At 60.4% G+C, this 25,783-nt stretch carries 18 protein-coding genes and 4 pseudogenes; 6 read left to right on the top strand and 16 right to left on the bottom strand.

Going from position 1 to position 25,783, the window contains the following annotated elements; genetic code table 11:
- Positions 1 to 67 precede the first annotated feature (67 nt).
- A complete protein-coding gene (locus NKH41_RS27645; protein WP_352934827.1) occupies positions 68 to 3,253 on the top strand; it encodes a hypothetical protein in 3,186 nt (1,061 codons plus the stop codon).
- Positions 3,157 to 4,911, top strand: a complete 1,755-nt coding sequence (locus tag NKH41_RS27640) for a hypothetical protein (RefSeq protein WP_352934824.1) — start codon at positions 3,157 to 3,159, stop codon at positions 4,909 to 4,911. Before NKH41_RS27645 ends, NKH41_RS27640 begins: the two co-directional genes overlap by 97 nt.
- Here the strand turns inward: NKH41_RS27640 and NKH41_RS34250 are convergent.
- The 7 genes and pseudogenes from NKH41_RS34250 to NKH41_RS27605 form a co-directional block, all read right to left on the bottom strand.
- A complete protein-coding gene (locus NKH41_RS34250) occupies positions 4,908 to 5,207 on the bottom strand; it encodes a type I restriction enzyme subunit R domain-containing protein (protein ID WP_502906056.1) in 300 nt (99 codons plus the stop codon). The two genes, NKH41_RS27640 and NKH41_RS34250, sit on opposite strands and share 4 nt — an antisense overlap.
- 218 nt (positions 5,208 to 5,425) lie before the next feature.
- Positions 5,426 to 6,196: an N-6 DNA methylase gene (locus tag NKH41_RS27630; RefSeq protein ID WP_352934874.1), complete on the bottom strand. Its 771-nt coding sequence runs from the start codon at positions 6,194 to 6,196 to the stop codon at positions 5,426 to 5,428.
- 176 nt (positions 6,197 to 6,372) lie between these two features.
- Positions 6,373 to 8,142, bottom strand: a complete 1,770-nt coding sequence (locus NKH41_RS27625; protein ID WP_352617042.1) for a prenyltransferase/squalene oxidase repeat-containing protein — start codon at positions 8,140 to 8,142, stop codon at positions 6,373 to 6,375.
- 15 nt (positions 8,143 to 8,157) lie between these two features.
- A complete protein-coding gene (locus NKH41_RS27620; RefSeq protein WP_352934818.1) occupies positions 8,158 to 9,690 on the bottom strand; it encodes a Fic family protein in 1,533 nt (510 codons plus the stop codon).
- A 403-nt stretch (positions 9,691 to 10,093) separates the two neighbouring features.
- Positions 10,094 to 10,303, bottom strand: a pseudogene (locus NKH41_RS27615) (bifunctional hydroxymethylpyrimidine kinase/phosphomethylpyrimidine kinase); the annotation flags it as partial.
- Positions 10,304 to 10,317: 14 nt separating this feature from the next.
- Positions 10,318 to 11,475 carry a porin gene (locus NKH41_RS27610; protein ID WP_352934815.1) on the bottom strand — a complete coding sequence of 386 codons (1,158 nt, stop codon included), beginning with the start codon at positions 11,473 to 11,475 and terminating at the stop codon, positions 10,318 to 10,320.
- A 162-nt stretch (positions 11,476 to 11,637) separates the two neighbouring features.
- Positions 11,638 to 12,003: a hypothetical protein gene (locus NKH41_RS27605; RefSeq protein WP_352474850.1), complete on the bottom strand. Its 366-nt coding sequence runs from the start codon at positions 12,001 to 12,003 to the stop codon at positions 11,638 to 11,640.
- A gap of 518 nt (positions 12,004 to 12,521) precedes the next feature.
- Between NKH41_RS27605 and hemN the strand changes: the two genes are divergently transcribed.
- Entirely contained in the window at positions 12,522 to 13,862 is a 1,341-nt protein-coding gene (gene hemN, locus NKH41_RS27600; RefSeq protein WP_352934811.1) for an oxygen-independent coproporphyrinogen III oxidase, read from the top strand.
- 227 nt (positions 13,863 to 14,089) lie between these two features.
- Here hemN and NKH41_RS27595 read toward each other — a convergent pair.
- Positions 14,090 to 14,430, bottom strand: a pseudogene (locus NKH41_RS27595) (PIN domain-containing protein); the annotation flags it as partial.
- Positions 14,431 to 15,163: 733 nt separating this feature from the next.
- Between NKH41_RS27595 and NKH41_RS27590 the strand changes: the two are divergent.
- The gene (locus NKH41_RS27590) at positions 15,164 to 15,850 is read left to right on the top strand and encodes an isopentenyl transferase family protein (RefSeq protein ID WP_352515927.1); all 687 of its coding nucleotides are present in this window, start codon (positions 15,164 to 15,166) and stop codon (positions 15,848 to 15,850) included.
- 166 nt (positions 15,851 to 16,016) lie between these two features.
- Here the strand turns inward: NKH41_RS27590 and NKH41_RS27585 are convergent, their stop codons facing one another.
- Positions 16,017 to 16,301, bottom strand: a complete 285-nt coding sequence (locus NKH41_RS27585) for a hypothetical protein (protein WP_352452632.1) — start codon at positions 16,299 to 16,301, stop codon at positions 16,017 to 16,019.
- A 490-nt stretch (positions 16,302 to 16,791) separates the two neighbouring features.
- On the bottom strand, positions 16,792 to 17,754 hold the full coding sequence (locus NKH41_RS27580) for an NUDIX hydrolase (protein ID WP_352503082.1): 963 nt from the start codon (positions 17,752 to 17,754) through the stop codon (positions 16,792 to 16,794).
- A gap of 147 nt (positions 17,755 to 17,901) precedes the next feature.
- Between NKH41_RS27580 and NKH41_RS27575 the strand changes: the two are divergent.
- Positions 17,902 to 18,118 (top strand): annotated as a pseudogene (locus NKH41_RS27575) (3-methyl-2-oxobutanoate hydroxymethyltransferase); the annotation flags it as partial.
- Between the two features lie 279 nt (positions 18,119 to 18,397).
- Positions 18,398 to 18,997, top strand: coding sequence for a cold-shock protein (locus NKH41_RS27570; RefSeq protein WP_352773143.1), 600 nt, complete (start codon positions 18,398 to 18,400; stop codon positions 18,995 to 18,997).
- Here the strand turns inward: NKH41_RS27570 and NKH41_RS27565 are convergent.
- The 6 genes and pseudogenes from NKH41_RS27565 to NKH41_RS27540 all read right to left on the bottom strand — a co-directional run.
- A pseudogene (locus NKH41_RS27565) lies at positions 18,972 to 19,516 on the bottom strand (ABC transporter transmembrane domain-containing protein); the annotation flags it as partial. The gene NKH41_RS27570 and the pseudogene NKH41_RS27565 sit on opposite strands and share 26 nt — an antisense overlap.
- 32 nt (positions 19,517 to 19,548) lie before the next feature.
- A complete protein-coding gene (locus NKH41_RS27560; protein WP_352934806.1) occupies positions 19,549 to 21,204 on the bottom strand; it encodes an MFS transporter in 1,656 nt (551 codons plus the stop codon).
- A gap of 1,583 nt (positions 21,205 to 22,787) precedes the next feature.
- Positions 22,788 to 23,870 carry an HPP family protein gene (locus NKH41_RS27555; RefSeq protein WP_352452638.1) on the bottom strand — a complete coding sequence of 361 codons (1,083 nt, stop codon included), beginning with the start codon at positions 23,868 to 23,870 and terminating at the stop codon, positions 22,788 to 22,790.
- A gap of 722 nt (positions 23,871 to 24,592) precedes the next feature.
- A complete protein-coding gene (locus tag NKH41_RS27550) occupies positions 24,593 to 24,856 on the bottom strand; it encodes an ABC transporter permease family protein (RefSeq protein ID WP_352755826.1) in 264 nt (87 codons plus the stop codon).
- Positions 24,853 to 25,110 (bottom strand): ABC transporter permease family protein, encoded by a 258-nt coding sequence (locus NKH41_RS27545; protein ID WP_352934803.1) that lies wholly within the window; start codon positions 25,108 to 25,110, stop codon positions 24,853 to 24,855. Before NKH41_RS27545 ends, NKH41_RS27550 begins: the two co-directional genes overlap by 4 nt.
- Positions 25,111 to 25,295: 185 nt before the next feature.
- A partial coding sequence (locus NKH41_RS27540; protein ID WP_352934800.1) for a TCP-1/cpn60 chaperonin family protein occupies positions 25,296 to 25,783 on the bottom strand: 488 nt, incomplete at its 5' end.

The raw sequence follows: 25,783 nt of genomic DNA, 5'->3' as shown, positions 1-25,783 counted from the left end.
CGCTGGCGCAGACCTTGCTTTGCCCGCATAATTGGCGACTATCTTTCGCTATGCCAGGGCGGCGCTTGTGGATATTCTTGACTCACATATCAATGCGCCAAGCAAGTGGCAGACCTTCGAGGACCTGACCTGCGCCTTGTTCGCGGAAGTATGGAAAGATCCGACCGCGCAGAAGAACGGCCGGACCGGCCAACCGCAGCACGGTGTCGACGTGTACGGCACGCCCGAATGGAGACCGGGTGCTTATTTCGGTGTTCAGTGCAAGGGCAAGGACCAAGGCTTTGGCGGAAAGGCTACCAAGGCCGAGTTCGACAGCGAACTCGCCAAGGCAGAGACGTTCGCACCAATCCTCGGGAAATGGTATTTTGCAACGACGGCCGAGGTCGATGTGGGGCTTCAGGAGCATGCCCGAACTGTCTCCGCCGCGCGGGTTGCCGTCGGCAAGTTCGAGGTAGATATTTTTGGTTGGAGTGCTCTCAAGACCTTGGTGGCAAAGCATCCATCGGTCATCCGTCAATTCTACCCTGAGCTCGCAGCACGCGCCGTCGATCTCGAACGTGTTGCCGAAGCCGCCGATTCCGCCTTGGGGTCAATTGAGGACCGCTTGCGCCGCGGCAGTGAAAGTCTCCAACTGCCCCGGTCGGATCTCGTTGCGCGCGCATCGGTCTGTCTTGCCCAGCAGAACATCCTCCGCGTCACCGGCGAGGGCGGAGGTGGTAAGTCGGCGATCCTGAAGCGCCTGGCACGTGAGCATTTGGGGCGGCTTTTCGTTCTGAAGGATAATAGGGTTCGGGCCGGCTCGCTCGCCGAATATTTGGTGCAGCTCGGGATTGTCGAGACGCCTACAAAGCTGTTCGAGCGCCTCGGACGTGGCGGCAATCTGCTGATCCTAATCGACGGGGCGGACCGGCTCCTGCTCTCGGAACGGCGCGGGGTCGTGACGGACCTGCTTTCGCTCGCAGCACGTCATCTGGGTGCCGGCAACTGGAGGATGATTACTTCCGCTCGCGCGTACCAGGATCGGGACCTAGTGCTCGCCGCGCTCAATGACGCGGGGATCGGCAAGTCGGCGAGCCTGCCGATTGATGCGATAGACGAGGAGGATTGTGAGGCTGTGGCCAAAGCATTCCCGGCTTTTGCATCTTTACTCAGACGGGATGATCTTGCCCAACAGAACCGCCGGCTCTTTCTTCTTCGCGAGCTTTTAAAACTCGACGTACCGCCGGAGGGGCGTATCACCGAAATGGATCTGGCCGGAAAATGGGCCAATGCAGAGCAGAATGATGCCCGCCTGACGGCTTGTCGGACCAAGGCTCTGTCGCAGATGGGGCGCTGGCTCGTCGAACATCCGGCGCGCGCACCTGGGAGCGCCGCCTTCGACCCGGAAAGAGCGCTCTGCCTCATAAGCGACGGCACGCTGGTTTCAGACCCGCGCTCCGATGCACTCACTCTTGCTTTTGATGTACACGAGGATTGGCTCGTCGCCCGTGGCCTGCTTCCGGACTGCGATCGGCTCGGCGAGCGGTTGCGTGAGAGCGGCGAGCCATTGTGGTGGCTTCGAGCGGTGAGGCTCCTCGGGCAACTGTGTCTTGAGCAAGGCCACTATGTCCGTTGGCGCGAAGTGTATGCGGCACTCGAAGCCGACACCTCAATAGATCCTGCCTGGGGTAGGGCGTGGCTCGTCGCGCCGCTCTACACCGAAGCCTGTGGCGCAATCCTCACCGACCTCGGTCCCGCCCTCGAAGCCGATGACTTCCGGCTGATCCGCCGTCTTCTTGACACGCTGCTCGTATCTGAGACACGGCTGGACGAAACGCTCCTGCACTCGCCGCACCTTGCCCACTTTACCGAAAGCCAACGCTACGCGATCGCAAGCTATGGCAAGCAGCCCGTGTGGCGGAGCTGGGTTCCCTTCCTCCGTTGGTCGCTGCCGAAATGGTCCAATTGGCCGAAGAGTCTTGTTCCTCAGCTTGCCGAGACAGCGCGCGTTTTCTGCCGCGCAACGCTCAAGATCCCGAACGCCCACAGCCAGGCCATAGGACAGATCGTACGCCCCTGGCTGGATGAGATCGAGGAATGCCGTCACTTGCTCGGCTGGAGTGATAGACGTGAGCCCTTCGGGATCGGTTTGCCGGACCGCGACGCTTGGAAGCTGATCGAGGAGAAACTTCGTGAGGCTCTAATATTCTGTGCTCAGTCGGACGCACGCGGTGTCGAAGCCTATCTCGCGCGTCTGGCTAACGATCGGCGCCTTGACGGCCCGCGCCGCAAGTTGCTGAAATCCCCTAGCTATCTGCCGGGTAAGTTTCCGGACACGTGGGCTAAGCTTTGCGCTAGCCATTATCTGCCGCCTCGGCGCCGCTCGCGTGACACTCAGTCGATCCTCGGCCGCGAGCTATTTACTTCGTACGACGCTCATAGTGCGGGGCTCCCTGAAAGCCAAAGTTGTTACCCGCCCGGCCCTTCACGCGCGGGTTTCCTTGAGCTGTTCGAGGCCGACGAAGTGTTAGCGCTCGATCTTTTCCATCGGATCGAACGGCGGGCCTCCGTCTTCTGGCGCTGGTACGCCCGCTGTCACGACGGGGAACGACCGCTTGCGCTGAAACTCCAAATCGATGGGCATATCATCGCTCTCTGGGGCGACGAGACCGTTTACCGCTGGTCTCGCGCCGTACTCGGATCGAACGTCTTGGGTTCGATGCATCTCGCGCTCGACGAATGGATGCATCGGCAAGCATCTAACGGACGTGATGTAGGGGAGCTTATCAGGCTAGCAGTCCAGCCCAATGGTCTGGTGGCGACGGCTGGTCTGTGCATTTCGCTTCTCAAGGCCCATGTAAACACGCCGAGTGCAATTGATCACGCTGCGCCCTTTCTCGGGGCGCCCCGCTTCTGGAACTATGACATTCGGAAGCATTTCGACGACCAACAACCGACGCACCGGATAAGCTTCAGCTTCTCAGAGCGTGACCATCACTTCGATCAAGTCGAGGAGATATTCGAGCGGCATAAGGTGCAGTTGCCGATGTCGCACACGTTGATGCTTCCCTTCCGTCTCAAAGCCGGCGAAGCCGCCCAAGCCGAGTTCGACGCCTTGCGCGCCGCGTGGAGTTTGGAGAATCTCGCCGAAGACGAACGACAGCTTGCCGATTCACCTTGGGTCGCGGCGAACGAGGAGCGGTTCGCGCGCATCCTCTCCGACAGCGACAAGGATCACTCAAGATCAGCTATAATGAGGCCGAGCAGCGCATAGAAGCCCATATCAATCCTCCGGCCGAGCAGCTCAAGGTCCTCGAGGCGGCGGAAGAGAACCGGCGCAAGATGGGACAGGTGAATCGGTTGGCGATGTGGGCGGTCCACTCACGCGAGAGAGGAGGTATCGAAGAAGCCTTGACTCTTGAAGAGGCGATCGGACTTGCTGATCAAGTGATGGCCGAACCGCCCGAAGACACCGATGACGACGGGTTCGGACTGGCCCGGAGAATGACCTCCTTCGCCATTGTTGGCGCTGCAGCCGTTGTCGTCGCAAGGGCCGACGCGGCTTTTCTCGATGGACGGCTCGAATGGGTTCGCAAGCGGCTTTTAGCGGGCTGTGGGAATCCGCGATCGCTGGCAGAAGAAAGCTTTACTGTTGATAATGCGCTCCTCAGCTTTGATGCTCAGGATATCGGCGCATGGGGGCTCTCCGCCTATGCATGCCGCCAGCGCGACGCCGCCATCGAGCGGCGCGTACTCGAACTAGCGGTCGACCGGCTGCATGGCATTCAAAAGGCAGTGCTCGATGGACTTCTTTGGGACGCCAACCCGGATTTTGCTCGACGGGTGACCTTTGCCGCGCTGGATGTCTGTGTGATCGACATCGGCCATTTCTGGTTCAAGGGCAGCGAGGAAAAGGCCGCGAAGCGCATGGCTAGGAGGCGATTGAAGATCATCAAACGCGCTGCGCGACCCTGTCCTGCGGACCGAGCTCCAGACCTTCCGCCAGTACCCTACAAGCCTCAGTGGATACGCGGTCGCGCATGGTATCTTCCGCCGCGCCGCATTCGGCTGATCTCGCCGGTCGTGCTCGATTGGGGGCGCGTCCCGGAAATTCTAACCCGTCTCGATTGGCGTCGCCTTTCGAGCGAGACAACGGCGCGCGATGCCTTCGCGACCTATTTGAAGGGCCTCGTTGAATGGACCCGGGACTATTCGGAAGGCGAGGAGTCGCGCCGGCACGACCGGCGCTATCCCTTCGAGTGGGCGCACAAGATGGCGCGCGAGGTCGGTCGCTTTGCGGCCTTCCATGGTGATGGGGCGCTCTGGAGCAGCCTGACCCGATTCGAAGAGAGAGATCACGGCCGGGACCTAGTCGGCAACTATATGGAGGCGATTGTCCACGAACTGATTGTCAGCGAGCGGAGGCCCGACGCGCGCTTCTGGTCCGCGTGGAAGACCGCGGCAGAATGGGTCATTGCGACCGCCGTCCCATCTCGGCAAACCAATTACGATTCGCTCCACAATTGCGTGGAGGCTGCGGGGTTCGTGGGTCCTTGGTCGACTCCGATCCCGCCCGGTTGGCCGCATCTCGCAGATCTTCTGGAATGGATTGACACCTGGCAACGAGGGACGCTTCATCTCCGCCGAGCGGCGTGGCTATCACTGCGTGTGGTTGAGCGGATGTCGTTGGACGAACGCGCTTCCACCTACACGCGATGGCTCGCCCGTCTTGTCGAGACGCATGGCCGCGATCCGAAATTCTGGCAATATGAAGATCTTGGCGACCGCGCGGCCGCATTGGCGAAGCCATTGGCCGATCATGCGGCCAGCGACAAATCCGAGATGCGGCGCATATTGGCCATTATAGCCGATGCTGGTTCGAACGCTGCGCTTGCGATTGTCCCACTGTTTGTGCAGCGGAAGGGCCTCTAGGGGAACAGGCCGTGGTCCTGTATAGACTTGTCTATGTAGACATAGGTGCAGGGGGGCGCATCGAAACCTGTGAGCAGCTTGTCGACGACAACCAGCAGCTTCATGTTCGCCGGCTCCTTGGTGAAAAGAGCCTTGGCCGCTTCCTCGTACACCTCGGTTTTGGACAAACCGCCCTTGGCCTCAACGCCCTTCAGCAACTCGGTGTAGGTGTTGTAAATGACCTGCCGGTCGGTATCGGTGTTGGCGCCCGTCTCTTCCTTTGTGATGTCCTGCGCATTCGGATTGTACGATGTGATCAGGGGCGCACTTATTGCGGAACGGGGTTTTTTGAAAAAGCTCGAAGTACTTGCAGGCTTCGTAGATGCTGGAGGCCACGAGAATTGCGTTGCCGCGTTCGCTTGACAGGCGGGGCTTCACGCTGAAATCGAAGACGATGTCGCTGACGACACGATCCATGCGGGATCGCGAGCTGATCACGTTGCATCGTGCCCCATTTCTTTTTTAGCTCATCCCTTTACCAGTCATTCAGGGCCTCGGTTTTGGCATCGAACCACTGATCAATTTTGTCCTCTGAACCCAGGCGCTGGTCGATATCGCGTGCTTCATAAACGAGGTCGAGAACGACTTCGTCCTCCACCGCCTCGCTGAATTTGTAGGTGTGGATGATGTATCCCTTGCGCACAAGGTTGCGCCGGAGTTCGGCTTCGGCGTTGCCGCGGAAGAGAACGCCGTGCGGCAGAATGCAGGCGCCCTTACCGGCGCTCTTCAGCGACCGGACGATGTGTAGCAGGTGGGCGTAATCGCCCTGCTTGGCGGGCGGTACGCCGAAACGACTTAAAGCGATCAGCTCATCATGAAGCGGGTCAAGCCCGGTGCTCCAGCGCTTGTCGCTGAAGGGCGGATTGGCGACGACGTAATCAAAGGTCTTGAGCGCATCGCCGTCGCGGAATTTGGGATCGGTGAGGGTGTGGCCCTGCATGATCATCGCGGTGGGTGCGTTGTGCAGGATCATGTTCATGCGCCCGAGACCGCTGGTGGCCGAATCCTTCTCCTGCCCGTAGAGCGTGACATTGGTCCCGGCCTCGTCGGCCACTTTCAGCAGCAGCGATCCCGATCCGCAGGTCGGGTCGTAGACGGTGGTGTCGCCGCTGGTCTTGGCGGACCGAATGCCGATGATCTGCGCCATGATGCGGCTGACTCCGGCGGGGGTGTAGAACTGGCCTTTGCTCTTTCCGCTCTCAGTCGCGAAATGGCGCATCAGATATTCGTCTGCATCGCCGAGAATGTCGTCGCCATCGGCGCTCGTTGCTGCCGAACTGGTAACGTCCGGTCATCAGCACATCCGGGGCCATTTCGCCGGGGCATCGCTGCCCCCATATTCTTCCGCGGCCTTGCGGAATAGCCGCCATAACATCCTTTGGAATATCGCTTCCTTTCATCATCCCCCTCAATCACGTACATTCACTGCAACAGGTTCAAGTCGAGCAGCGACCGGGCATACTTTTCGATAAAGCGCCGGGCATGCTTCATCCCGTCTCTGAGTTCCGCTTCGCTAATTTCGTGAGCGCGATGGATGATCCCGTCACGCCGCCCGACCAACGCACTCAGATTGTCGCGGTGGGACAGCCGTTGCGGCGCGTGCAGCACCCCGATCCGTTGCAACGCAGCCTGCAGAGCGCCGAGCGCTTCCCGGGGGCCGAGCGTCTCGGTGCCGTTTTCGCGGAAGGCTGACAGCGCCAAATCTTCCCGCCGCTCAAACAGCCCATAGAGGAACATTTCCACAGCATGCACGGTCGCTATGGCAGCAAGCCGCCGATTATTGGCGCCGCCTTCCAGCTGCAGCTCTTCTGCCTTGCGGAAGAAGTCGCGCGCCATCAGGAGAAAGCCATCGACCTGCGGCAGCATCTCGTTTTGGCGCGCGAGATATTCAAGCACCAAGGCCGCGACAAAATCCTCTGCCCACGGCTCTGCCTGCCAGCCTCCCAGCACGGTCTGACCGGAGACCAGCCAGGCATCTCCAGCCGCCAGCACGTGGGGCACGTCATCGACAAAATCAGACCGGCGAATAGCCTCCATCGCGAGTGTCGTGGCGATGACCTCGGGATCGTCGTCGCCCGCGTCGCGCGGAAGCGCGCCTGTGTCAGGAATAACTTGTGTGATCAGCCATGACACGGCTTTCCGAATTGCGTCGTGGTAGCGGTCATCGCCAAGCCGCTGAAGGGCGACTGTCGCAAGGGCCGTGGCGCGCAGGCCGGGCCGGGGAACCCCTTCTCTAGTTTCATTCCAGTAGCCCCCACCCTCCTGGCGGCGCACGAGGCGATCAGTCAGGACCGCAATTTCCCGGCGCAGATCGCCGATAAGTTTCGGGCTTCGCGAACAGCGCCAGAGTGCGTAGCCGATATCTTCAACCGGGGCGGCGGCTTCTCCCTCGCCAGTGCCGAGCGCGATCATATGCGTTGCGCATTCGGCCAGCGCGCCGTCAAGGCGCCCCGCTTCCGTGGCGCTGCCGTAAAGGTCCAGGAACCACGCCAGCGAATAAGACCAGTCGGCAGGCAAGTCCTGCCCATTGTGATCCCTTGCGACGACGGCCACGACGGCGTTGCGGCCTTCGGGCGTGCGGGGCTCTATCCCAAGGATCGGGTATAATTCGGGCGTCGGCTGCTGAAGGATACGCGCCGGCACGAGCGACAGTGCTTTCTCCAGCGAGGGAGGAAAATCCTCCAGTTCTTCGGCCAGTTCGGCAGCTTCTCTCCTTCGTCCCTCGCGGCGCGCTTCTACATATTCTGCCGCAACCACGGCAACGGTGCGCTGCGCCCGTTCAGCAGTGCCGGTGGCAATCAGCTCGGCCGGAATGTCACCATCCTTGATAGCCCAGTGCGTACGGTGCTGTTCGAACTGTTGAATGCCCAGCCGGTCCGCAATTCTCAACACCGCTGACCGGTCGAGAAAGGCATGTTCCGGATCGGGCTCGAAGGTGAAGGCCAGTTCGTGTCCGCGCCGAACGATATTGCGTATGCGGCCGTGCCGGACCACGCGCGCGTGCGGGCCTCCCGCCCCGACTTCGTACATCAACAGCGCCGGGATTTCCTCCAGCCGGCGCAATGTTTCAGGGCGCGCGAGGTCGATAGCCTCGGCCTCGGCGCCGCTATATTCCTTGAACCGGTCAATGGTTGACGTGAACGGCGGCGTTTCCCACCACTCGCCGTGGCCCGAGACAAGCAAGTTAAACATGGCACACCACCGACCTCACGCCGCCTTCTCCATAGACCACTTCACCCGTTCGGCGAGAAAGGCGGCGAATGATTTCACATTCATATTGCCGCTCGCCTCCTCCAGCCGTGCGAGGTAGGCCTTCCGGTCATCGACTCTGACGACTGTCCAGGGGTAACCGCCTGAAGCCAGCATCGCGTTCATGAGGAACCGCGCCATCCGTCCGTTGCCGTCCGGATAGGGGTGCACATAGCCCACAAGCCAATGCCCCAGCACGGCACGCACGGAGGCCTCCTTCTCCGCCTCCAGCAGGTCGAACAGCTCATTCATACCATCGGCCACCGCTCCGGTACGCGGCGGCACGTGCTGCGAGCCGCGCAGGTACACAGGGTGATTGCGATATCCCGCAAGCGCGCTCGCTTTGAGGATGCCGGCGGTCACTGACGGCGCGAACAGCTCCCGGTACCACTCCCGGTGAGTGTCCCGCGTCAACGCGCCGGCTGGCTTGCCGTTGATGATCGCGGCAACAGAGTCTTTGACCTTCTGGAATGCGAGGTAGTAGCCACGCGCGGCAAGCGCATCCCGGTTCTTGCGGTCCTCTTCATCAATCTCCGGATTCCAGCTCCCCTCGCGCACCCGGTCGATGAGTTCCGGGGTGACGCTGTACCCTTCTATCGACAGCGAATGGTAGGCGTCGCTTTCGTAGATATCCTCGACGAACTTCATATAGGCGTCTTTGTCGGACGGCAGTCCGGGTGCCTTCGGGAATATCTCGATGATGGCTTCGCGCTGCGATTGCCAGATCGCGCGCAGGCGGGCGACCAACGGCGGTACGCCCGCCGCAATGGTTGTCACTCCAATTTGTCCCGCGAACGGATCGGATTCGCGCACGTCATAGCCGGCGGCTTTGAAGGCGGCCACGATTTCATCGGCAAAGGAGTCGCGTCCTACGCGACGGAAGGCCCCCGCAAGCCGTCCCGCCACGGCGGAATGGCCGCCATCAAGCAGCAGGGCCAGAACGGTTGATACGTCGCGCACCGACGCCATGGCGATCTGCATCTCGATAGGGGCGCGCTGGAAGAACGCTTCCGGCACCCGGGTAAGGGCGGCCTCGACAGTGAACACGCGCTGGCCGTTTTTCTCTGTCAGTTCGGCCGGCATCTCCTTGACCTTGAGGTCATAGAGCGAAGTGCCGAACAGCAGGTCGATTTTGTTATTCGTGCCTTTGGGGGTGTTCACCACCACCTGAGGCGGAATAGTGGGCGCTTCCGCGTGCAGAAGCAGCGACTGCTCCGGTGAGAGGAACCAGTCCTTGCCGAACCGGTCATTGCAGTAAAGGGAGCAGAACTCCCAGAAGTTCGCGTACCAAGGGGTGGTGTCTTGCTGCCGTGCCTGCGGGCCGGTCGACATGAGCCAGCCTTTGATAACATCGCGCAGGAACCCGTTCTGCAGCAGCCGCTCCCGGTGGACGCGGGTCAGCTCATCTGATTTGAATATGCGCCGCCCACCCTCCTGCAGCTCTTTGAGGACGGCCAGTGATACAGCGAGTTTTTCATGGGGCTTGGCCATGGCCGTGCCTTTGCAAATTTTTTAGAGCTGTGCGATTACAAGTATATAGTGCTGATAGGCGACAAGTCAATGATGCTGTGGAGTTGCAAGTTTTTTAAGTCGTGCGATAACAAGTTTTTTATGCGATAATCGGGAAATGCGATCGTTTCCATAGCCGCGCGAAGGATCGTTACCCGGATGGGCCGAGACCCAGCTCCCCCGCAGGCTACGCAGGGGCTCGGGGCGAGCCTAGAGCCTGGCCCTCCGAAGCGCTTCGAAGGAGGACGCGCCTCTTTGAAAAACTCGCCCGTTGTGCATCGTGGGTACCCGTAAACGCGAATTCTCAAAGGAAAGACGCTCCTTACCTCTCCCTCCCGCCACGATCATCACGGCCGCGCCCGCGCTCACTACGCCGCGACGCCCGCGAGATCGCTGCACGCATCTGATCGGCCACCAGACCGGGTTGCAGATGAAGGATGTCCGTGACGCTGTCGTGTGTTTGCACCGTCACCGCAGTGACGGCAAGGCAGCTGCGCACGCCCATGGAGGAGAGCGTCTCGATATCGCGCGCGATTCCGGCACCCCCACTGGAGTCCGATCCGCCGACGACAAGTACATGCGATGCCTGCCTCAGCGCCCTTTCATCCGTTAGAATGAGCGTTCGAAACGCAGGATTCCGCCGACACTGCTCTTCTTGTTGGCGTTGGTCCAGTTCACGTTGGAAGCGTCCACCTTGCCGACGGCGAAGTTGCCGTAGCGGCCATAGTCGAGTTCCGCCGTAACTGTGAAATCTGGAAGAAACGCATAGGCGACGTTTGCAGCGACACCATGGCTCTTGAGCTGATCACCGGAGAGCTGAAGGTTGAACGAAGTTGTCTCGTTGAGCTTGTAAGTGGCGCCAGCCCAGAAAGCCCAGTTCCCGCCCCAACTCTTATAGAAGCCGCGACCATGAGCAACGATGGCGTTCGTGGAGTCGTCGTTGAGCTTGCCGTTGGAACCGTAGCCGAGCATTCCGAACAGCAACAGTTCGTTGGTGACATTGATGTCGACACGGACCTTGGCGGCCACCGATTCGTAGTTGCTATCATAAGCGGCAACGCCGGTGATCGCGCCCCAGCCATGTGTGTATTTCAAGCCGCCGACTACGTGCGGTGCGTAGCTGTCGATTGTGCCGGCCACGCCCGAGCCTTCTTCGAGCGAAACCACGGCCGAAAAGCCGTTCCCGGCGTCGAAGTAGTACTGAACCACATTGGTATCGAAAGCGCCGTACGGAACCGGCGTTTGGTTGAGTACGTCACCCGCGCCGCCAATAAACATGTCGAAGGCCGACCAGTCCTTACCAACTCGGAGGCCACCAAGCTGAATCCAGGCGAAAGTCAAGGTGCTGTCTCCGTTGAAGGCATAGGACCGAGAACTGTCCGAAACCGAAGTGTGGCGGTTGCCGAAGTTCATGCGGCTTTCGGTGTAGGTCTTCAACGTGCCGAGTTCGGTCTCCTGGCCGGTCCAAGTTTTCAATGTGAAGCGCGTGTTGTTTTGCCATGTGCCCTGATGCTCACCAGTCCTCACATCCGAGGTTCTTGCGTGATCAACCAATCCGACATGGCCCAAGCCGACGTCGTAACGGACATAGCCGCCGATGCGCACGCAGGTCTCAGTGCCTGAAATGTAGACGTAGCCCGAGCCGTAGACGTCGCAGACTTTAACGTACTCAGTCGGGTCAGGCTCGGCAACGGCGGTCACGGCGCGAGCGTCGGAAACGGCAATCAGTGCCGCAGTTGAGCCGAGGAGGAGGCTCCTAATGTTCATTGTTGATCTCCGTTCAAAGAGTAAAAGGAATGGACGTCAGTGATGAACTATTGCTAAGGAAACAGGTCGATAACGATGCGCATTGAGTTGAATTTGAGCAGTTTGATGCGCTCGTCACGCCATATATTCATCAGAAATTGAGAATATGATTGGGCGTTATTGTTACAAATATGCGATTGTTATTACAAATATAATAATCGCCGAAACGACGCCATCCAACATTTCTGTACAAATCATCCCCGTCATCTCCGCTAGTTGTGGGCGGGCCGTCACAAAGGCTTCTACTGCAAATGACGTGCCATCCTGACGACGCAGCTGCGGCTTGAAGCTCAAGTGTGCCGGCGGACCTTGGTTCGCTCTTCCTTCCTTTTTGCCTTGCGGATCAACCCAAGCACGAACGGCAAACGTTTCGGCTACGGTTCGTCTGTTCGCTTCGCGACAGTTTCGTTCAATGGCGACAGCTTTGTTTGCTGTGAGCCCCGACGTTGAGACATCATGCGGCGGCACCGCTCGGTACGACGCCGTCATTTTGGCGAGCGCGATGATCGGTAATCACGCGCTGAACGCGCAGCCTTGCCTCCACCACGGAGTCAGTAGGCGCGCCGGCCTTGGCATTGCGCCCGACCTGACGGTCGCGTCGAGCAGCCTCTCGTCCTGATAGACGGCGCGCCACAGCTAATGCTTCTTGCCAGCAATTCACACAACGAGCTCATCGAGATGCCAGAGATCACTATGGGGCTGCGCTAGCTGGCGAGCAAAGTCTGGTCCCAACGCCGTATTATCTCGTTGGATGCGGCAGCCGCGCTCAGCAGAATCTACTCGACCAAGCGCAGGCTGAAGGGAAGGGATGGTGGAACCAAACGGTGCGCGTGAGGGTCGCGGCGGGAACAGCCATGGCCAGTCGCTGACCGTCCAGCCAAGACTGAACGGCCGCTATTGCTGAGAAATACAAGTTTCGAGACCAAAGCGGAACGGACTGACATAGCGCAAAGACACAGGCGAGCGCAGCGGTAAGATTGGTGGTTATCAGCATGGGACGGTAACTGTTGCAGACCACAAAATATCGCGAGGCCGGCCTGCCTTGGTACACTATCTATCCGACTGTGTCGGAGTTCTCTGGGGCGGTCGGCGCCGAGGCTTATGAGGAATGGCTCAGGAACCTGCCGGCTGACGATCCGGTGTCGCTCTATTTCCACGTTCCGTTCTGCCGATCAGCTTGCTGGTATTGTGGCTTCCCCACCACCATCACCCGCCATGATGCGCCGATCCTCAACTATCTGGCGGCCCTGCGTGACGAGATCCGTTTGGTCTCGGAGCGAGCGCCGCAGACGCTGCCCGTGAGCGACATGCATTTCGGCGGCGGAACGCCGTCTCTCATAGGACCAGCCGAGTTCCAGGCTCTGATGGAGTTCCTGCGACGCCGCTTCGCTCTCACGAAAACAGCTACGGTTGCCGTCGAGATTGATCCGCGCACGTTCACGGCCGAGATGGCCGAGGCCTTAGGAGCAGCCGGCGTGAACCGTGTGAGTCTCGGCGTGCAGAGCTTCGATCCCATTGTTCAAAAAGCAATCAACCGGGTTCAGAGTGAGGCGCAGACGTCGGCTGCCGTGGAAATGCTGCGCCGGCATGGAGTAAGCCGCATCAACTTCGACCTCATCCTCGGTCTCCCGCATCAAACGGTGCAGTCCTGCATCGAGACCGCGAGGGCGGCGGTCGCAATGCGCCCCGACCGGCTTGCGGTGTTCGGCTATGCGCACATCCCGTCGCTTGTAAAGAATCAGCGCCTCATCGAGGAGGCAGTTCTTCCGGGCAGCGCTGCCCGCGCCGAACAGTATGCGGCCGTGGCCGCGACGCTGATTGCCGCCGGCTACCGCGAGATCGGGCTCGACCATTTCGCCTTGCCGGACGACGAGCTCGCGCTGGCACAGAAGACGGGTCGCCTGCGGCGTAACTCGCTGGGCTACTCGGCCACCACCTGCGGAACCCTGATCGGTTTCGGCGCGTCGGCTATCGGCCGCGTCGGCGAGGGGTACGCCCAAAACGAAGTTACACGGGATTCCTACATCCAGCACATCGCAGCTGGCCGTCTGGCGACGTCAAAGGGCTATCGCCTCACCGACGACGACCGCGTGCGAGCCGCAATTATCGAGCGACTAATGTGCGATCTCGAGGCCGATGTGCAGGCAATCTGTGCCGCCCACGGATCTGATCCGATCCGTCTTCTCGATTCAGCTGAACGCTTGGCGATGCTGGCCGAAGACGGGATAGTGGACTTCGAAAACGGTTTTGTCCGCGTACGGCGGGAGCATCGCTTTGTAATTCGCGCTGTCGCTGCCGCGTTCGATGCTTTTCTCGATCGGGATGGCCGTAAGCATAGCCACAGGTGAGGGCAAGCATCCAACCGGAAGCTAAACTCGACGCCCTCGGCCGAGGCCTGTCATGAAGCGCGCGTCAAGGATGCGAAAAGCAGAGCTGATCCGCCTATTTCATCTCATCTTCAATGACATCGACCTCGTGGCTGCCACCGAGGCGTTTCCATATTGATCGTGGTAGGTGCGGGGCATCTGGGTGTTTCGCCGTCAGCGCATGAATATCCCCGCCATGTGATGGGTCAGGAAATCGCGGTGGCTGCAATCAGCCCGTCCATCGATGACAGACCGCGGCCACGCCGCTTCGCGAGGCCCGTCAGGTCGCCCCAGGCCAGGGCAACCAGTTCGTCCACGGGCAGGACTCTCGGCTCGAAGCGCTGCGGCAGGTCCCGGGCGAGCCATCCGGCCAGTGCGTCACGTTTCCGACCTTTGTCCATGAGGGCAGCGCCGCGCCGGATCTCGGCGATCGACACAACGCTGATAAATGAGCGGTCTTCATCGAGCCCGTCATCCATTCCAGCACGCGCGCGTCAGGGCTCGGCCTCGTCACCTCGGAGAGGCCATTAGTGTCGAGCAAGAGCCTCACAATGGCAGACCATGCGGTTCATCGCGTAGCCGCTCGATGTCCAGTTCGGCGTTGCGCAGCGGCGATGCGCAGCGAGTGCCCAGAAAACAGCAGCCAGCTCCCCTTCCGGAAGATCGGAGCGGACGCCACGCAAAAAGCGCCAAATCCTTGGCGCCGGCGGTCTGTGTGTTTGCGCGCTGGCGGCTTTGGTGTACTCCTGTGCCGTTTCGACGAGGCTTCGAGTCGGACCGGCAGGGAGGAGGCTTTGGCGGCGCGGCCGGCACACGGCCCACCTCGAGGACGAGATCGACGATGTCGGGCAGATCCTCGGTCGCCTCACAAATCGGTGAGGTCGTCGGGACACCGTCTTCCACTTTTGTTGATCAGCCGCCTTCCTGGCCATGTTCCGAGACAATAAGGCGCCCGTGCGCCGCCGCCTCGATTAACCCAAGACGCGCAAGGATCTTTTGCCGGAGACAACGAGGTCACCATCCTGCGGTGCCGCGTTGCGTCACAGTCGGCATGAGATGTGCAAAGTGGACCGTCGTCAAACGTCAAACAGAGGCGTTGGTGACTGGACTGAACGACCAGAGCGGGCTGCTTGCGCCCTTTCGGACTTCACAAAGTTCGAAAATGGCGTCGTTTCAGGGCATAATCGCCGCTTGTCAAAATGTTTGCGACAAGTCCGGTGAAAGCCTACCGAGTATCTTGTGCTTGGGGGGCGGTTAGTTCCGATAAACTAAGCGGCATACACATGCTAATCTATTTGATTTACGGGCCGACCTGCAGCGGCAAAACAGACGCGGCAATCCAAATTGCACGAGAGACCGGATGGCCGGTCATTGCGCTGGATCGTGTACAATGCTGTCCTCAAATCGCCACCGGCAGCGGGCGTCCCTCGGATTCCGAACTGCAATCTACCCAGCGGATCTACTTGGATTCGCGCCCCCTAACCGCGGGCATCATCGACGCCGAGACCGCCCATCGTAAGCTGATAATGCAAGTGGATGAGCGTAGTTCCCAGCCGGGGCTCATCCTCGAAGGCGGTTCGATCTCCCTTCTCAATTTAATGGCGCGAAGTCAGCATTGGGATGGCGCTTTTCGGTGGCATGTAAGGCGGTTGCGGCTCGGCAACTCGGACGCCTTTCTGGAGAGAGCCAAGCGTCGGGTCACAGACATGTTTGTCACAAGAGAAGGACAACCTTCATTGCTGCAGGAACTTGCGGATCAGTGGAAGGAAGATGCAGTCCGTCCCACTTTGGAAGACGTTGACGGATATCGTTGCGCCATTCGTTTTGCGAGAGAGCACAGCTTGGCAATCAGCGAAATGCCGTGCCTTCGCAAAGAGCTCCAACAAGATCTTGTAGAGGCGATTGCGAGAGAATATCTCGAATATGCGCGTTGGCAAGAACGCGACTTTCCAGAATGGCAAACTGAGTGAGCAAGCCTCCCCGGACCTCGCCTGCGGTGCGGGCACGGTAGCTCCTGAGAATTGCGCTAAGTGGTTTGCTGAAGCAAGCTAGTGCCAGGCGACATTAGGTCCGTGTGGCAGCGGAAGGATTGCTTTCGCCACGGTGACTGCGGAGGAGGCGACATGGCTGCACTGCTCATTTCAGGCATGGGACGGAATGTACCGATGACAAAGTGCTGCGCGCTTCGTAGCGACCGCTACCGTGGCTGACTCGCGAACTACTATCCGCCAGCCCAGTCTGTGGCGTCGTCTCGGCTTTCATCGCCACCGCCTTCGCCCAGGAAACGCCCGAGGCCGCAAGCGTCGCCGTGGCAGTGCGGCACCCGGCAAGATGGGTGGTCATCGGCCCTATCTGATCGACGGGGAGCACCGTGCTTTCGTCCTGGGCGAGGTTGAGCGAGATGCCAACATGACGCTTCATCAATTGACGGCGGCACTGGCTGAACGTGGTCTCCTGCGAGCGTCGGTCGCTTCCTGCACCGCGAGGGCAAGAGCTTCAAAAAAACCGTTCTGCCGGCGAGCAGCTCAAGCCAAAGCTGATGCGCGGGCGTGCGCAATGGATGCGCTATCAGACCCGCATTGACCCTACGCGCCTGGTCTCCCTGGATGAAACATGGGTCAAGACCAACATGGCGCCGTTGCGCGGCTGGGGTGTGCGCGGCAAGCGGCTGATGGCCCACGCACCATATGGCCATTGGAAGACGATGACCTTCATCACCGCGCTGCGGCATGATCGGTGGAGGCGCCTTGGGTCATTGACGGACCCATCAATACGCAGGCCTTTCGCGTCTATGTCGAAACCGAACTCAACAAAACACTGAAGCCGGGCGACATCGTCATTCTCGACAATCCCGGTTCTCACAAGGGCCAAGCCGTCCGCGACATCGTCAGGGCTGCTGGCGCAAGGCGGGTCAAGCCCGCGAGAGCGGCAATTTTGTTCCGGCTATCACCCTCTCGTCGAGAACGGCGTGACGGAAGCGATAAAGTTGCGCCGGCCGGCCGCCGGTTTCCGCGGTTGTCTCACCGGTCTCCTCGACCAGCTCCTGCTGCTCGATCAGCCGGCGAAAGTTCGGCTTACGCACGAGCCTGCCGGCAAGCGCCTCCACGGTGCGCTGCAGCTGCAAAAGCGTGAAGACCGGCGGCATCAGTTCGAATACGACCGGCCGGTATTTGATCTTGGAGCGCAGCCGCGCAATGCCGGTCGCCAGGATGCGACGATGATCGGCGATCATCGATCTGCCCGAGACCCAGGTGGGCGCAGCGGAATGTCCGGCGCGTATTGCTTCCTCCACCAGGGCGGCTTCGTAGAGCAGCTCATAACGTTGAAGCGCGAGTTCCTCGTTCCAATGGCGGTCGTCAAAGCCGAAGGCGATCGCCGCCCGCCGTCGTCGGTCGAGGCGTGTCGTACCGTCGTCAGTGCCATCCGCCCATTCCATCAGGCGCGGCCGCAATTCGTCCACCACGACCGCCGGTGTGCCGGAGCGGTGATCCTCCCACGGGAAATAGTCGTACCAGCTTCCCCAGTGTCGCCCGGCCGGGTCGCCAGCTTCGTCTTGGTGGGTGAGCGCCAGATAGCTGATAGAGACCACGCGGTCGTCAGCGCCAACCCTGTCGCGATCGGCGAAGGTGTAGAGCTGTTCGATATAGCCGAGCGGCTGGCCGGTCTGTTGTTCCACCCATCCCCTGAGGCCCGACTGTAGCGAACGGTGAGCAAGCTCGAACGGGCCCGAGGGCAGGGCGTTTGCCTGCGGGATGGTCAGAACGCAGGGGGCGCTGCTGTCCATGGCGACCACAACGGCGATCAAGTCCGCATTGACGTCGTTGGCCTTGCCTCCAGCTCCGCCTTTCCTAATCCCTTTTGCGCGATCGTCCATGGTCCCCGACGTCGTTGAGCAGAGCCCTGCCGCCTAGGCGGCTGAACCGATTGAATTCCGTTTTTGTCTGATAATTGTCGGCGCGTCAACACCACCCGTCGTGGCGATTTTAGCTCTTCGCAGCTGCACAAAAAGTGCCAACGCGACATCCGTGCTTGGGGAAGGAGGCCCATTGAGTGCGCCGATTCAAAGCTCGTCGATCGACATTGCGACGTTGTTCTCGTCGGCGACAGCGCGGCATGGTTCTCCACGGCTTGGCGTCGACGCTGGGCGTGACGCTGGAGATGATGATCATGCACGGTCAGGCCTGCCCCGTGGCCTGGAGCCGGCGCAAATGGTCGTCGACCCGCCGTTCGGTTCCTTTTGAAGAAACCCGGAGCAGGCTTTCCGCAATGCCTGATAAAGCCCTTCCAGTGCGCCCGCGCCAGCATCATCGCACTCTCGCTCCAACACAACCTATGCGAGTCAGTAAATCGACTCGCCGGCACTATTGTTTCAGGGGAAATGAATCTAGTCTCAAAGGGTTCGGCCGATAGGCCGGGCACAGCTGCGGTCTTCACGGCCTTTTTGACATAAACGCGTCGCCCGATTGAGATTATCTTGACGGTACCGCAGTGCGCCATCCATGCCAGTCGAGATGATCATGGGCAAATATCGAGACCATCGCGAGCCACGCCGGCATCGCTATGACGATGACCCCGTTTCCTTTTCGGAACGGACTTCCGAGCCAAGCTATTTTCAGCGCCCGCCGACCGTGACGGCAGATCCTGTCGATGCGGAGGTATTGTGGTTCACAGTCAGCAAGGGTTTTGGCTTCGTCAAACTGTCGGACGGCACGGAGGCCTATCTGCACGTGCGAGTGTTAGAGGCGGCCGGAAGCCGGGATGTTGCCGCGGGAACGCCTCTCAAGATCACGGTCGAAAAAAGTCCAAAAGGTCATCAAGTCGCGCAGGTGCTGGAGATCGGCGATCAGCGCGCGAAAACTCCTTCACATACGCGCGTCGCTGGAGGGACCTTCGTTGAAACCGGTGCGCAGCTGGAGAGCGGGGGCACGGTCAAGTGGTACAAACCCGAAAAGGGCTTCGGCTTCATTGCTCCTGACAACGGTGAGAAGGACGTCTTCGTTCATGCCAGCGCCCTGACGCGCTCAGGGCTCAGCGTGCTGGTGGCGGGACAGAAGGTGTTTGTCGAATGCGGGCAAGGCAAGAAAGGCTGGGAAGTCCGGAGCATTCGCCTTGCCTAGACGGCGATGCATTGCTCGCCTCGAAGGAGATGCCGGAGAGCGTCGGGCGGCCGCCCGAGCCCGCGTAGCAGAAACCGACATTGTCGAAGCGCAGCACGCCGTCGGTGACGACGAGATCCCTGGCGCCCGCCGCGTCCTCGATGTCAAGTTCGGCGTCGAGCAACTCGAACAGCCGCGTGCCGCAGGTCGAGGCGCGCGCGAACGAGTTGACCATTAATCCGAGCTAGCGCACCGGCATCTGTAGAATGGTCATGAAGGTGAGCAACAGGGCCAGCGTGCCGACGCTGATTTGACCTGCGATCACTTTCTGGCCACCGAACCAGAGCACCAGGCCCATGGCGGTCAGGAACGAGAAATTCATGGCGCTGGTGTTGCCGACACGGATGTCAACGCGCTCATTGGCGAGATCAAGGCGCGTCCTGCTTGGCGCGGTCGAACTTTTCCAGCTCGTGCGGCGGCGAAGGCACGCACGACACGGATGCCGCCGAGATTCTCATCCATCACCCGGATCTTTAACGATCGCTGATGCCCAGATATGGGAAGGTCAGGCTTCAATGACGGGGAAGGTGAAGGATTGACTGGTCGGGTTTCCGGGCCGAGCTTGTCGGCCGCTCAATCGAAAGCGTCATTTGAGGCGCTTTCTCTCCCGCGTGTAACTGGAAGACACGCTCGTCCAGTTCCTTGTCTACTTCCGTGAGACGATGATTGAGGCGAAGGTAGTCGGTCCAGGTCGGCGTTCGGAACGTTTCTGTCCACTGCATAGGCTTCTGAAGGTTGCGCTGGAGCGTCCAGTTCCGAGCACCGACGCGGCTGTGTACATGACGCCGCTGCCGCATGAGGTCGAGGAAGGCCTCGACATTTCTCTCGGCTATCAGATATTCGATCTTGACCACGATCGGGCCGCTTCTCGGCTTCAAACTAAGAGCGACAGCTGGGGCGTCGAATTCCTCCAAAGGATCGGGCTCGGACTCGCGGCGCTCGCGAAGAGGAAACAGAACGCCGGCTGCAGCAACGAGCAGCAGGGCCGCAGCGGAACCCTCTAGCGCCCAGGTCAGCGAATGGTTCTGGGAAACGGTGCCCCACACCCAGCTGCCGGCCGCGATGCCGCCGTTTATCAAAGCATAGTAAATCGAGATGGTGCGCCCCACGACCCAGCGTGGGCTTGCCAGCTGTACGCTCACGCCAACCCCGGACCAGGCAGTGACCCAGCCCGCGCCGCCCAAGGCGAGCGCAATTGCCGCCACGCCGATCGAAGAGGTAAGCGCCAGGGAGAGGGAGCACGCCGCGCAGGCGACGCAGGAGAGCCTCATCAGCTTTTCTTGCGACAAGCTCCGTCTGAACAGGCTGTTGGAGAGGCCGGCGAAGACCGCGCCTGTTCCGAAACCTGCCATGAGCGTGCCATAGGCGAGCGGGCCTCCTCCCAACTGGTCGCGGACAATCAGCGGCAGCAGCGCGAGTATGGCGATGCTCGCCAGGCCAAAGAGGGTTCCGCGTGCGATCGCCGCTTTGATTTCCGATGACATCGCCGTGAAGCGCAGCCCGTCATAGATGGCCCTCCTCATCGACTCGCGCGGAAGAGGCGACGAGCGGACCTTCCACTTGCAGCGCCATATGGTGGCCAAGGGTACCAAATAGGTGAGGGTGGTCACGGTAAAAGCGGCCAAAAGCCCGAAGGAGGCAACCACGATGCCGCCGAGCGCCGGGCCCACGGTCCGTACGGTGTTGAAGCCAACGGAAAGCAGGGTAACGGCAGCGGGAACATCGCGCCGGTCCACCATATCGCCAACCGACGCCTGCCAGGCGGGATCGTTGAGAGCGCCGCCGCATGCGATTAAAAAGCTGAAGCCGAGAATCATCCATGGGTCGAGAAAGCCCAGCGCTACAACAGCGGTCAGCATCGCAGATGCTATCACCATAAGGCAGCGGCCCGCGAACATAACCCTGCGACGGCTGAAATTGTCAGCGAGAACCCCGGCGAACATGGACAAAATGAAAGCGGGCAGGTTCGATGAAGCCTGCACCAGCGCAACCATCAGATCGGAAGTCGAGATGGTAGCCATCAGCCAACTGATGGCAACAGTCTGCATCAACCAGCCGAGGCTCGAGACTTGCGTGGCGAGCCAGATCGAACGAAAGGTGGGCTGCAAAAGTGGCGCAAAGGTCGTTGGTGCAGCCAAATCATCATTTGATCCAGCCACCCTACTCATTTTGCCAACCTTTGCTTTGCGTTATTGCCGTTTCCCATGTAATCTAGGCTGAACCGTGGCGGCTAGAAGAATAGAGAGAAACTGTTTGCCTTGCGCCACAGTTCCTCGTGATTAAGGGTTGCGGCCGAGACGCATGCCCGAGCCGGCTCACCCCGCCTTCGAAGACATCACGGGGTGGAGCCCGGATTCTTGCTTGTCGTTTGACGCAGCATGCTTCGTCAACGGGCACTTTGCCGAGCGATGCCTTTTCGCGAAACGCGACGATGTTCTTTCGTCGGAAACTCTCTCCAACGGCGTTCGATGCGCTGAGTCTGGCTTGGGGCGAGGTGAGGGCTTGCAGATCTTAGACAGGATTGATTCCTGATAAACGCAGACGGTTGCCGGGCCGCGATCGAAGAGGCGCGCGCCTTGCTGCTTCAGCTTGAACAAAAGTCTGACGCGCTCACACATGCCATCGACGACTTTCTGCTCGATCTGATGAGGCTGGCTTTCATTGTTGAATGTTATGGACACGGCTTTGAACTTTTGGCGCGAACGCTTGCCCGTAGAAGACTGGCAAAGGTCAGGCTTTTGTCGGGGCGGTGGACTCCGCCAGGGGAGAAATGACACCCAAAGCCGGATGGCTGACGCGACGGTCGCCCCGCGTTCCGCACAGTGACGAAGGTAACGGTACGGCTCTTCGGCAGATGGCGCATCCGCATGGTAGCGTCTGGCCGTTCCCTCTGATGCTTCGGCCTCCCACACCTATCCGAACAGGCCCGATCCTGGAGGGTCCTCGAAGTGGGCATGAGGGCGATAGGCCGCGTGGTTCGGGTACCAAGCGTAGGCGCGGTATTGGGCTGGAAATTGGCGACGCGCGACGAAGAAGTCCGAAATCAACTCGTGCAATGGCAATTCCTAACACCGTGGACGTGTTGGAGCAGCCTCATCCTCCTAGTCAGGAACGTCATCAAGGTTATAGGATTGATGCGCGGCGAACCCTCGGAACTCAGGATCATGTTGACATCGCTGTTCGACAGAGCCGACTTCGCGCAAGGAAGCCACATCGTTTCGGAATTGCTTATCTCAGGGTCTATCGTCGGCCTAGTCAAACCCTTGGCGCGGCGAGGAAGCGGCGGTCGTCGGCGTGATGCATGACGGGAGTCGGCGGCGCCTCACCATAGGCGAAATGCAGGAACCAAAGGAAAGGACCACCTGCATGGAATTGCGAACCGCGTCCTCGGCGTCTGAGCCGCGACCCTTGCCAAGGATCATTCAACCCGCGACGTAGAGCTTCAAGCCAGCCTTGGACATGCGAACCGCGCTACCATCGTTGCAGAGGAGCCGTCCACCAGATGGTTCCATTTGTAGTCCGCGCCTTTGGTCGACATAGCGGACTGGCTCTGGCCACCGGCAAGGTTGAAGAGTGTTCCGTTGTTGCAGTCGTACTTGGCCTACGTGAACCAGATGCCTGAGCACGCGGTCGCGTTTCAGGGTTGATCTACTCGTAAAAGGAATTGTCTTAGGCGGAAGGCCGCACTTAATACCACTATCCTATTGGCGCCCCATCGGGTTCCCGGATTGAGCAAGTCCGGATCACTATTTTATGCCGCTGCCAGCGTTGTGTCCGCCATGTGCACGCGCGCTGCCGCTGCCAGCAGGTCGGTCTGGGTGATCAGCCCAATAATGCGTCGCTCGGCATCGACGATGACCACGGCATGGCTGCGGCCGTCGGTGAGCACCGGCAGCAGGCTCATCGCCGGCGTATCGGGAGAGGCGGTGCCAGCCTTCGACATCACAGCCCTCACCGCGTCGGTCGCCTTCGTCAGCTCGCGCAGGCCAACTACACCGACCAGCCCGCCGTCGGCGTCGGTCACCGGCAGCGTCCGGATGTTGTGATCGAGCAGCAAATGACGCGCCTGGTCGGCAGGCGCATGTTCATCGACCGAAATCACATCGCGCGACATGATGTCCTCGCACAGCAGGGTGCGGTGGGAGCGCACCATCGCCTGCAACTCGACCTGCCGCAGCAGCCGCTCAAGATCGTTGCGGTCGATATCGAAGGTTTCCTCCAGCGCGCCGAGCGCGGCATCAATATCCTCGGGCTGGAAGCCGACCCGCTCCCGCGCCGGCGGATCGATGGTTCCATGCGCGCTTTTAAGGGCGGGGGCCGCCACATGTGGATAGTTGCGCCGCGACAGTTTATGGATGCCGTAGCCGAGTGCGACCAGCACGATCGAGTTCAGCGCTACCGGAACGAAGGGAAACAGCAAGCCGGAACTGAAGACGGCCGGTCCGCCGAACACCGCAGTTAAGGCGGCGGCGCCACCCGGCGGATGCAGGCAGCGCGTGAACGACATGGCGGCGATGGCCAGCGCCACCGCAATGCCGGTAGCAAGAACGGGTTCACGCACGAAATGCGCCACGATCACCCCGACCAGCGCCGAAATCGTATTGCCACCGATAATCGACCAAGGTTGCGCCAGCGGGCTTGAAGGCACGGCAAAGAGCAGCACGGCCGATGCTCCCATTGGAGCAACTAGCAGTGCGACATGTGGGCCAGACCCGTTCGCCAGCGCACTGATCACGCCAGTCAATGCGATGCCGATCATGGCCCCGATGCAGGCGAGCAGCCGCTCGCGCAGCGTTGCACCGGCAAGGATCGGAACAAAGAGACGAAACGCCATGACATACCCTTGGGCGAGTGGTCGGAACTCCGCGCTCCGCAATGCAGGCAAAGCCACAGATTTGGAAGTTAAGCCAATTCGGAAAGTCGGCTCACGGGGGAATACTTTTGCGCGAAACGGCCATTGCCAAATGGGTGCAGACATTTTGATCGGCTAGAGAAGGCAGACGGCACGCTGATCCCTCGAGCGCAGCTAGAGGCCAAGGGCTGCCGTGCCGCGGGCAGCCGGAAATGGGGATGGTCGGAGGTCGAGCTGGGATGGACACTAAGGAATTCAGAGGCTTCGAAAAGCGTGCTGACAATGTGGCATGGCAAGACAAATCAGGCCCTTGTCGCTCCACTTCCGAGGCGAACTCCAGCGGAGTACAGCTTCTACGCGGTGCTTGGTCTGCCTGTCCTTGCCACCATCGGATTCGTTGGCGTCATGCTGAAACGTCCACCTGTAGCCGCTGAGAAGACGACTGCCGCCAGTGCCGTCGTGGAACCGCTATATGACGGCGGCTTGGTTACAGAGCCGGCTCGTGTCGATCGGGCGGGGGAGCCTGATGTGACGTACATGGTCCAGAAAGTGGCCAATGAAGGTGCTGGCATCGTCAACGTGATCAGGTCACGTAATAGCGGTAATACAACCGCGACCACGAGCCTCTCAGGCGTTCGATGAGGCGGGAAAATCCGATCACCAGACCAAACGCGTTTCCGCCACACTGCCACACACGAAACCGATCAGGTCACGTTCCAGGCTCGCCAGAAGATTGGAGCCAAGGCCACCTCGGCTGAACTCTGCCATGCCGCGGCCGCCACCTCTTCCAGCCGCGGTAGAAAACGTGGGTCAGCAGCGCCGGCATGGGCGAGCAACTCCCAAATCGCGAGCAGCGCCATCGGCTCCGCAAGCGGCCGCAGATGTCGGCCGATGAAGCGGAAGGGCGGCGGTGCGATGGAAGCGCCGTGCGACAGCCTATCCAGACCTGTAATCGTGATCAGGCTCATCTGGGTCTCCGGACGCCAGCGTTGCAGATGGTTTTCGGCAAGCGTGAGCAGGCCGTGGGTCCCAATCCGGTCAGGCCGACCACGATCATGGCCGAAAGAACGAGTTCCAATTGAAAGAGCTGACGACCATAGGCGATCAGGTATCGGAGCCTTTCGAACGATGCGATGAGTTCTACCGCAACCAGGGTCTGCCAGCCGTTGGCAAGGCCTTCTCGCAGCCCTGTAAAGATCGACGGCACGGCGGAAGGCAGCACGAGTTTCGACCAGCGGCTGAACGAAAGGACACGGCCAGACCCCGTCTCACGACGACGCCGTTGCGCTTCGCCGCCATCAGGCTGGGTAGAGGACTTGCACGTCTAAAGCTGTCGATCATGCTCGGCACACACAAAAGGGCGGCATTGCTGCCGCCCTTTCCGCTGTAGGTTGATAGGGGGCTGGATTAGAAATCCATACCGCCCATGCCGCCCATGCCACCGCCGGGCATACCAGCCGGCATGCCGCCGCCAACCGACTCCTTCTTCGGAGCCTCCGCGATCATGGCTTCGGTGGTGACCAGCAGGCCGGCGACCGAGGCCGCGTCCTGCAGAGCCGTACGCACAACCTTGACCGGATCGACGATACCCATGGCGATCATGTCGCCATATTCGCCGGTCTGGGCGTTGTAGCCGAAGGTTGCCCCCTTGTTCTCAAGGATCTTGCCGGCAACGATCGATGCTTCCGCACCGGCGTTGGCCGCGATCTGACGGGCCGGAGCCTGCAGCGCGCGACGCACGATGGCGATGCCGGCGGTCTGGTCGGAGTTGGCGCCAGTGACGGTGATGGCCAGCGAAGCGCGCAGCAGGGCGACGCCGCCGCCGGGAACGATGCCTTCTTCGACGGCCGCGCGGGTCGCGTTGAGGGCGTCATCGACGCGGTCCTTCTTTTCCT

The organism is Mesorhizobium sp. M1169, from assembly GCF_040318345.1.
Classification (GTDB): Bacteria; Pseudomonadota; Alphaproteobacteria; order Rhizobiales; family Rhizobiaceae; genus Mesorhizobium.
This window is presented reverse-complemented; position numbering and strand designations above follow the sequence as displayed.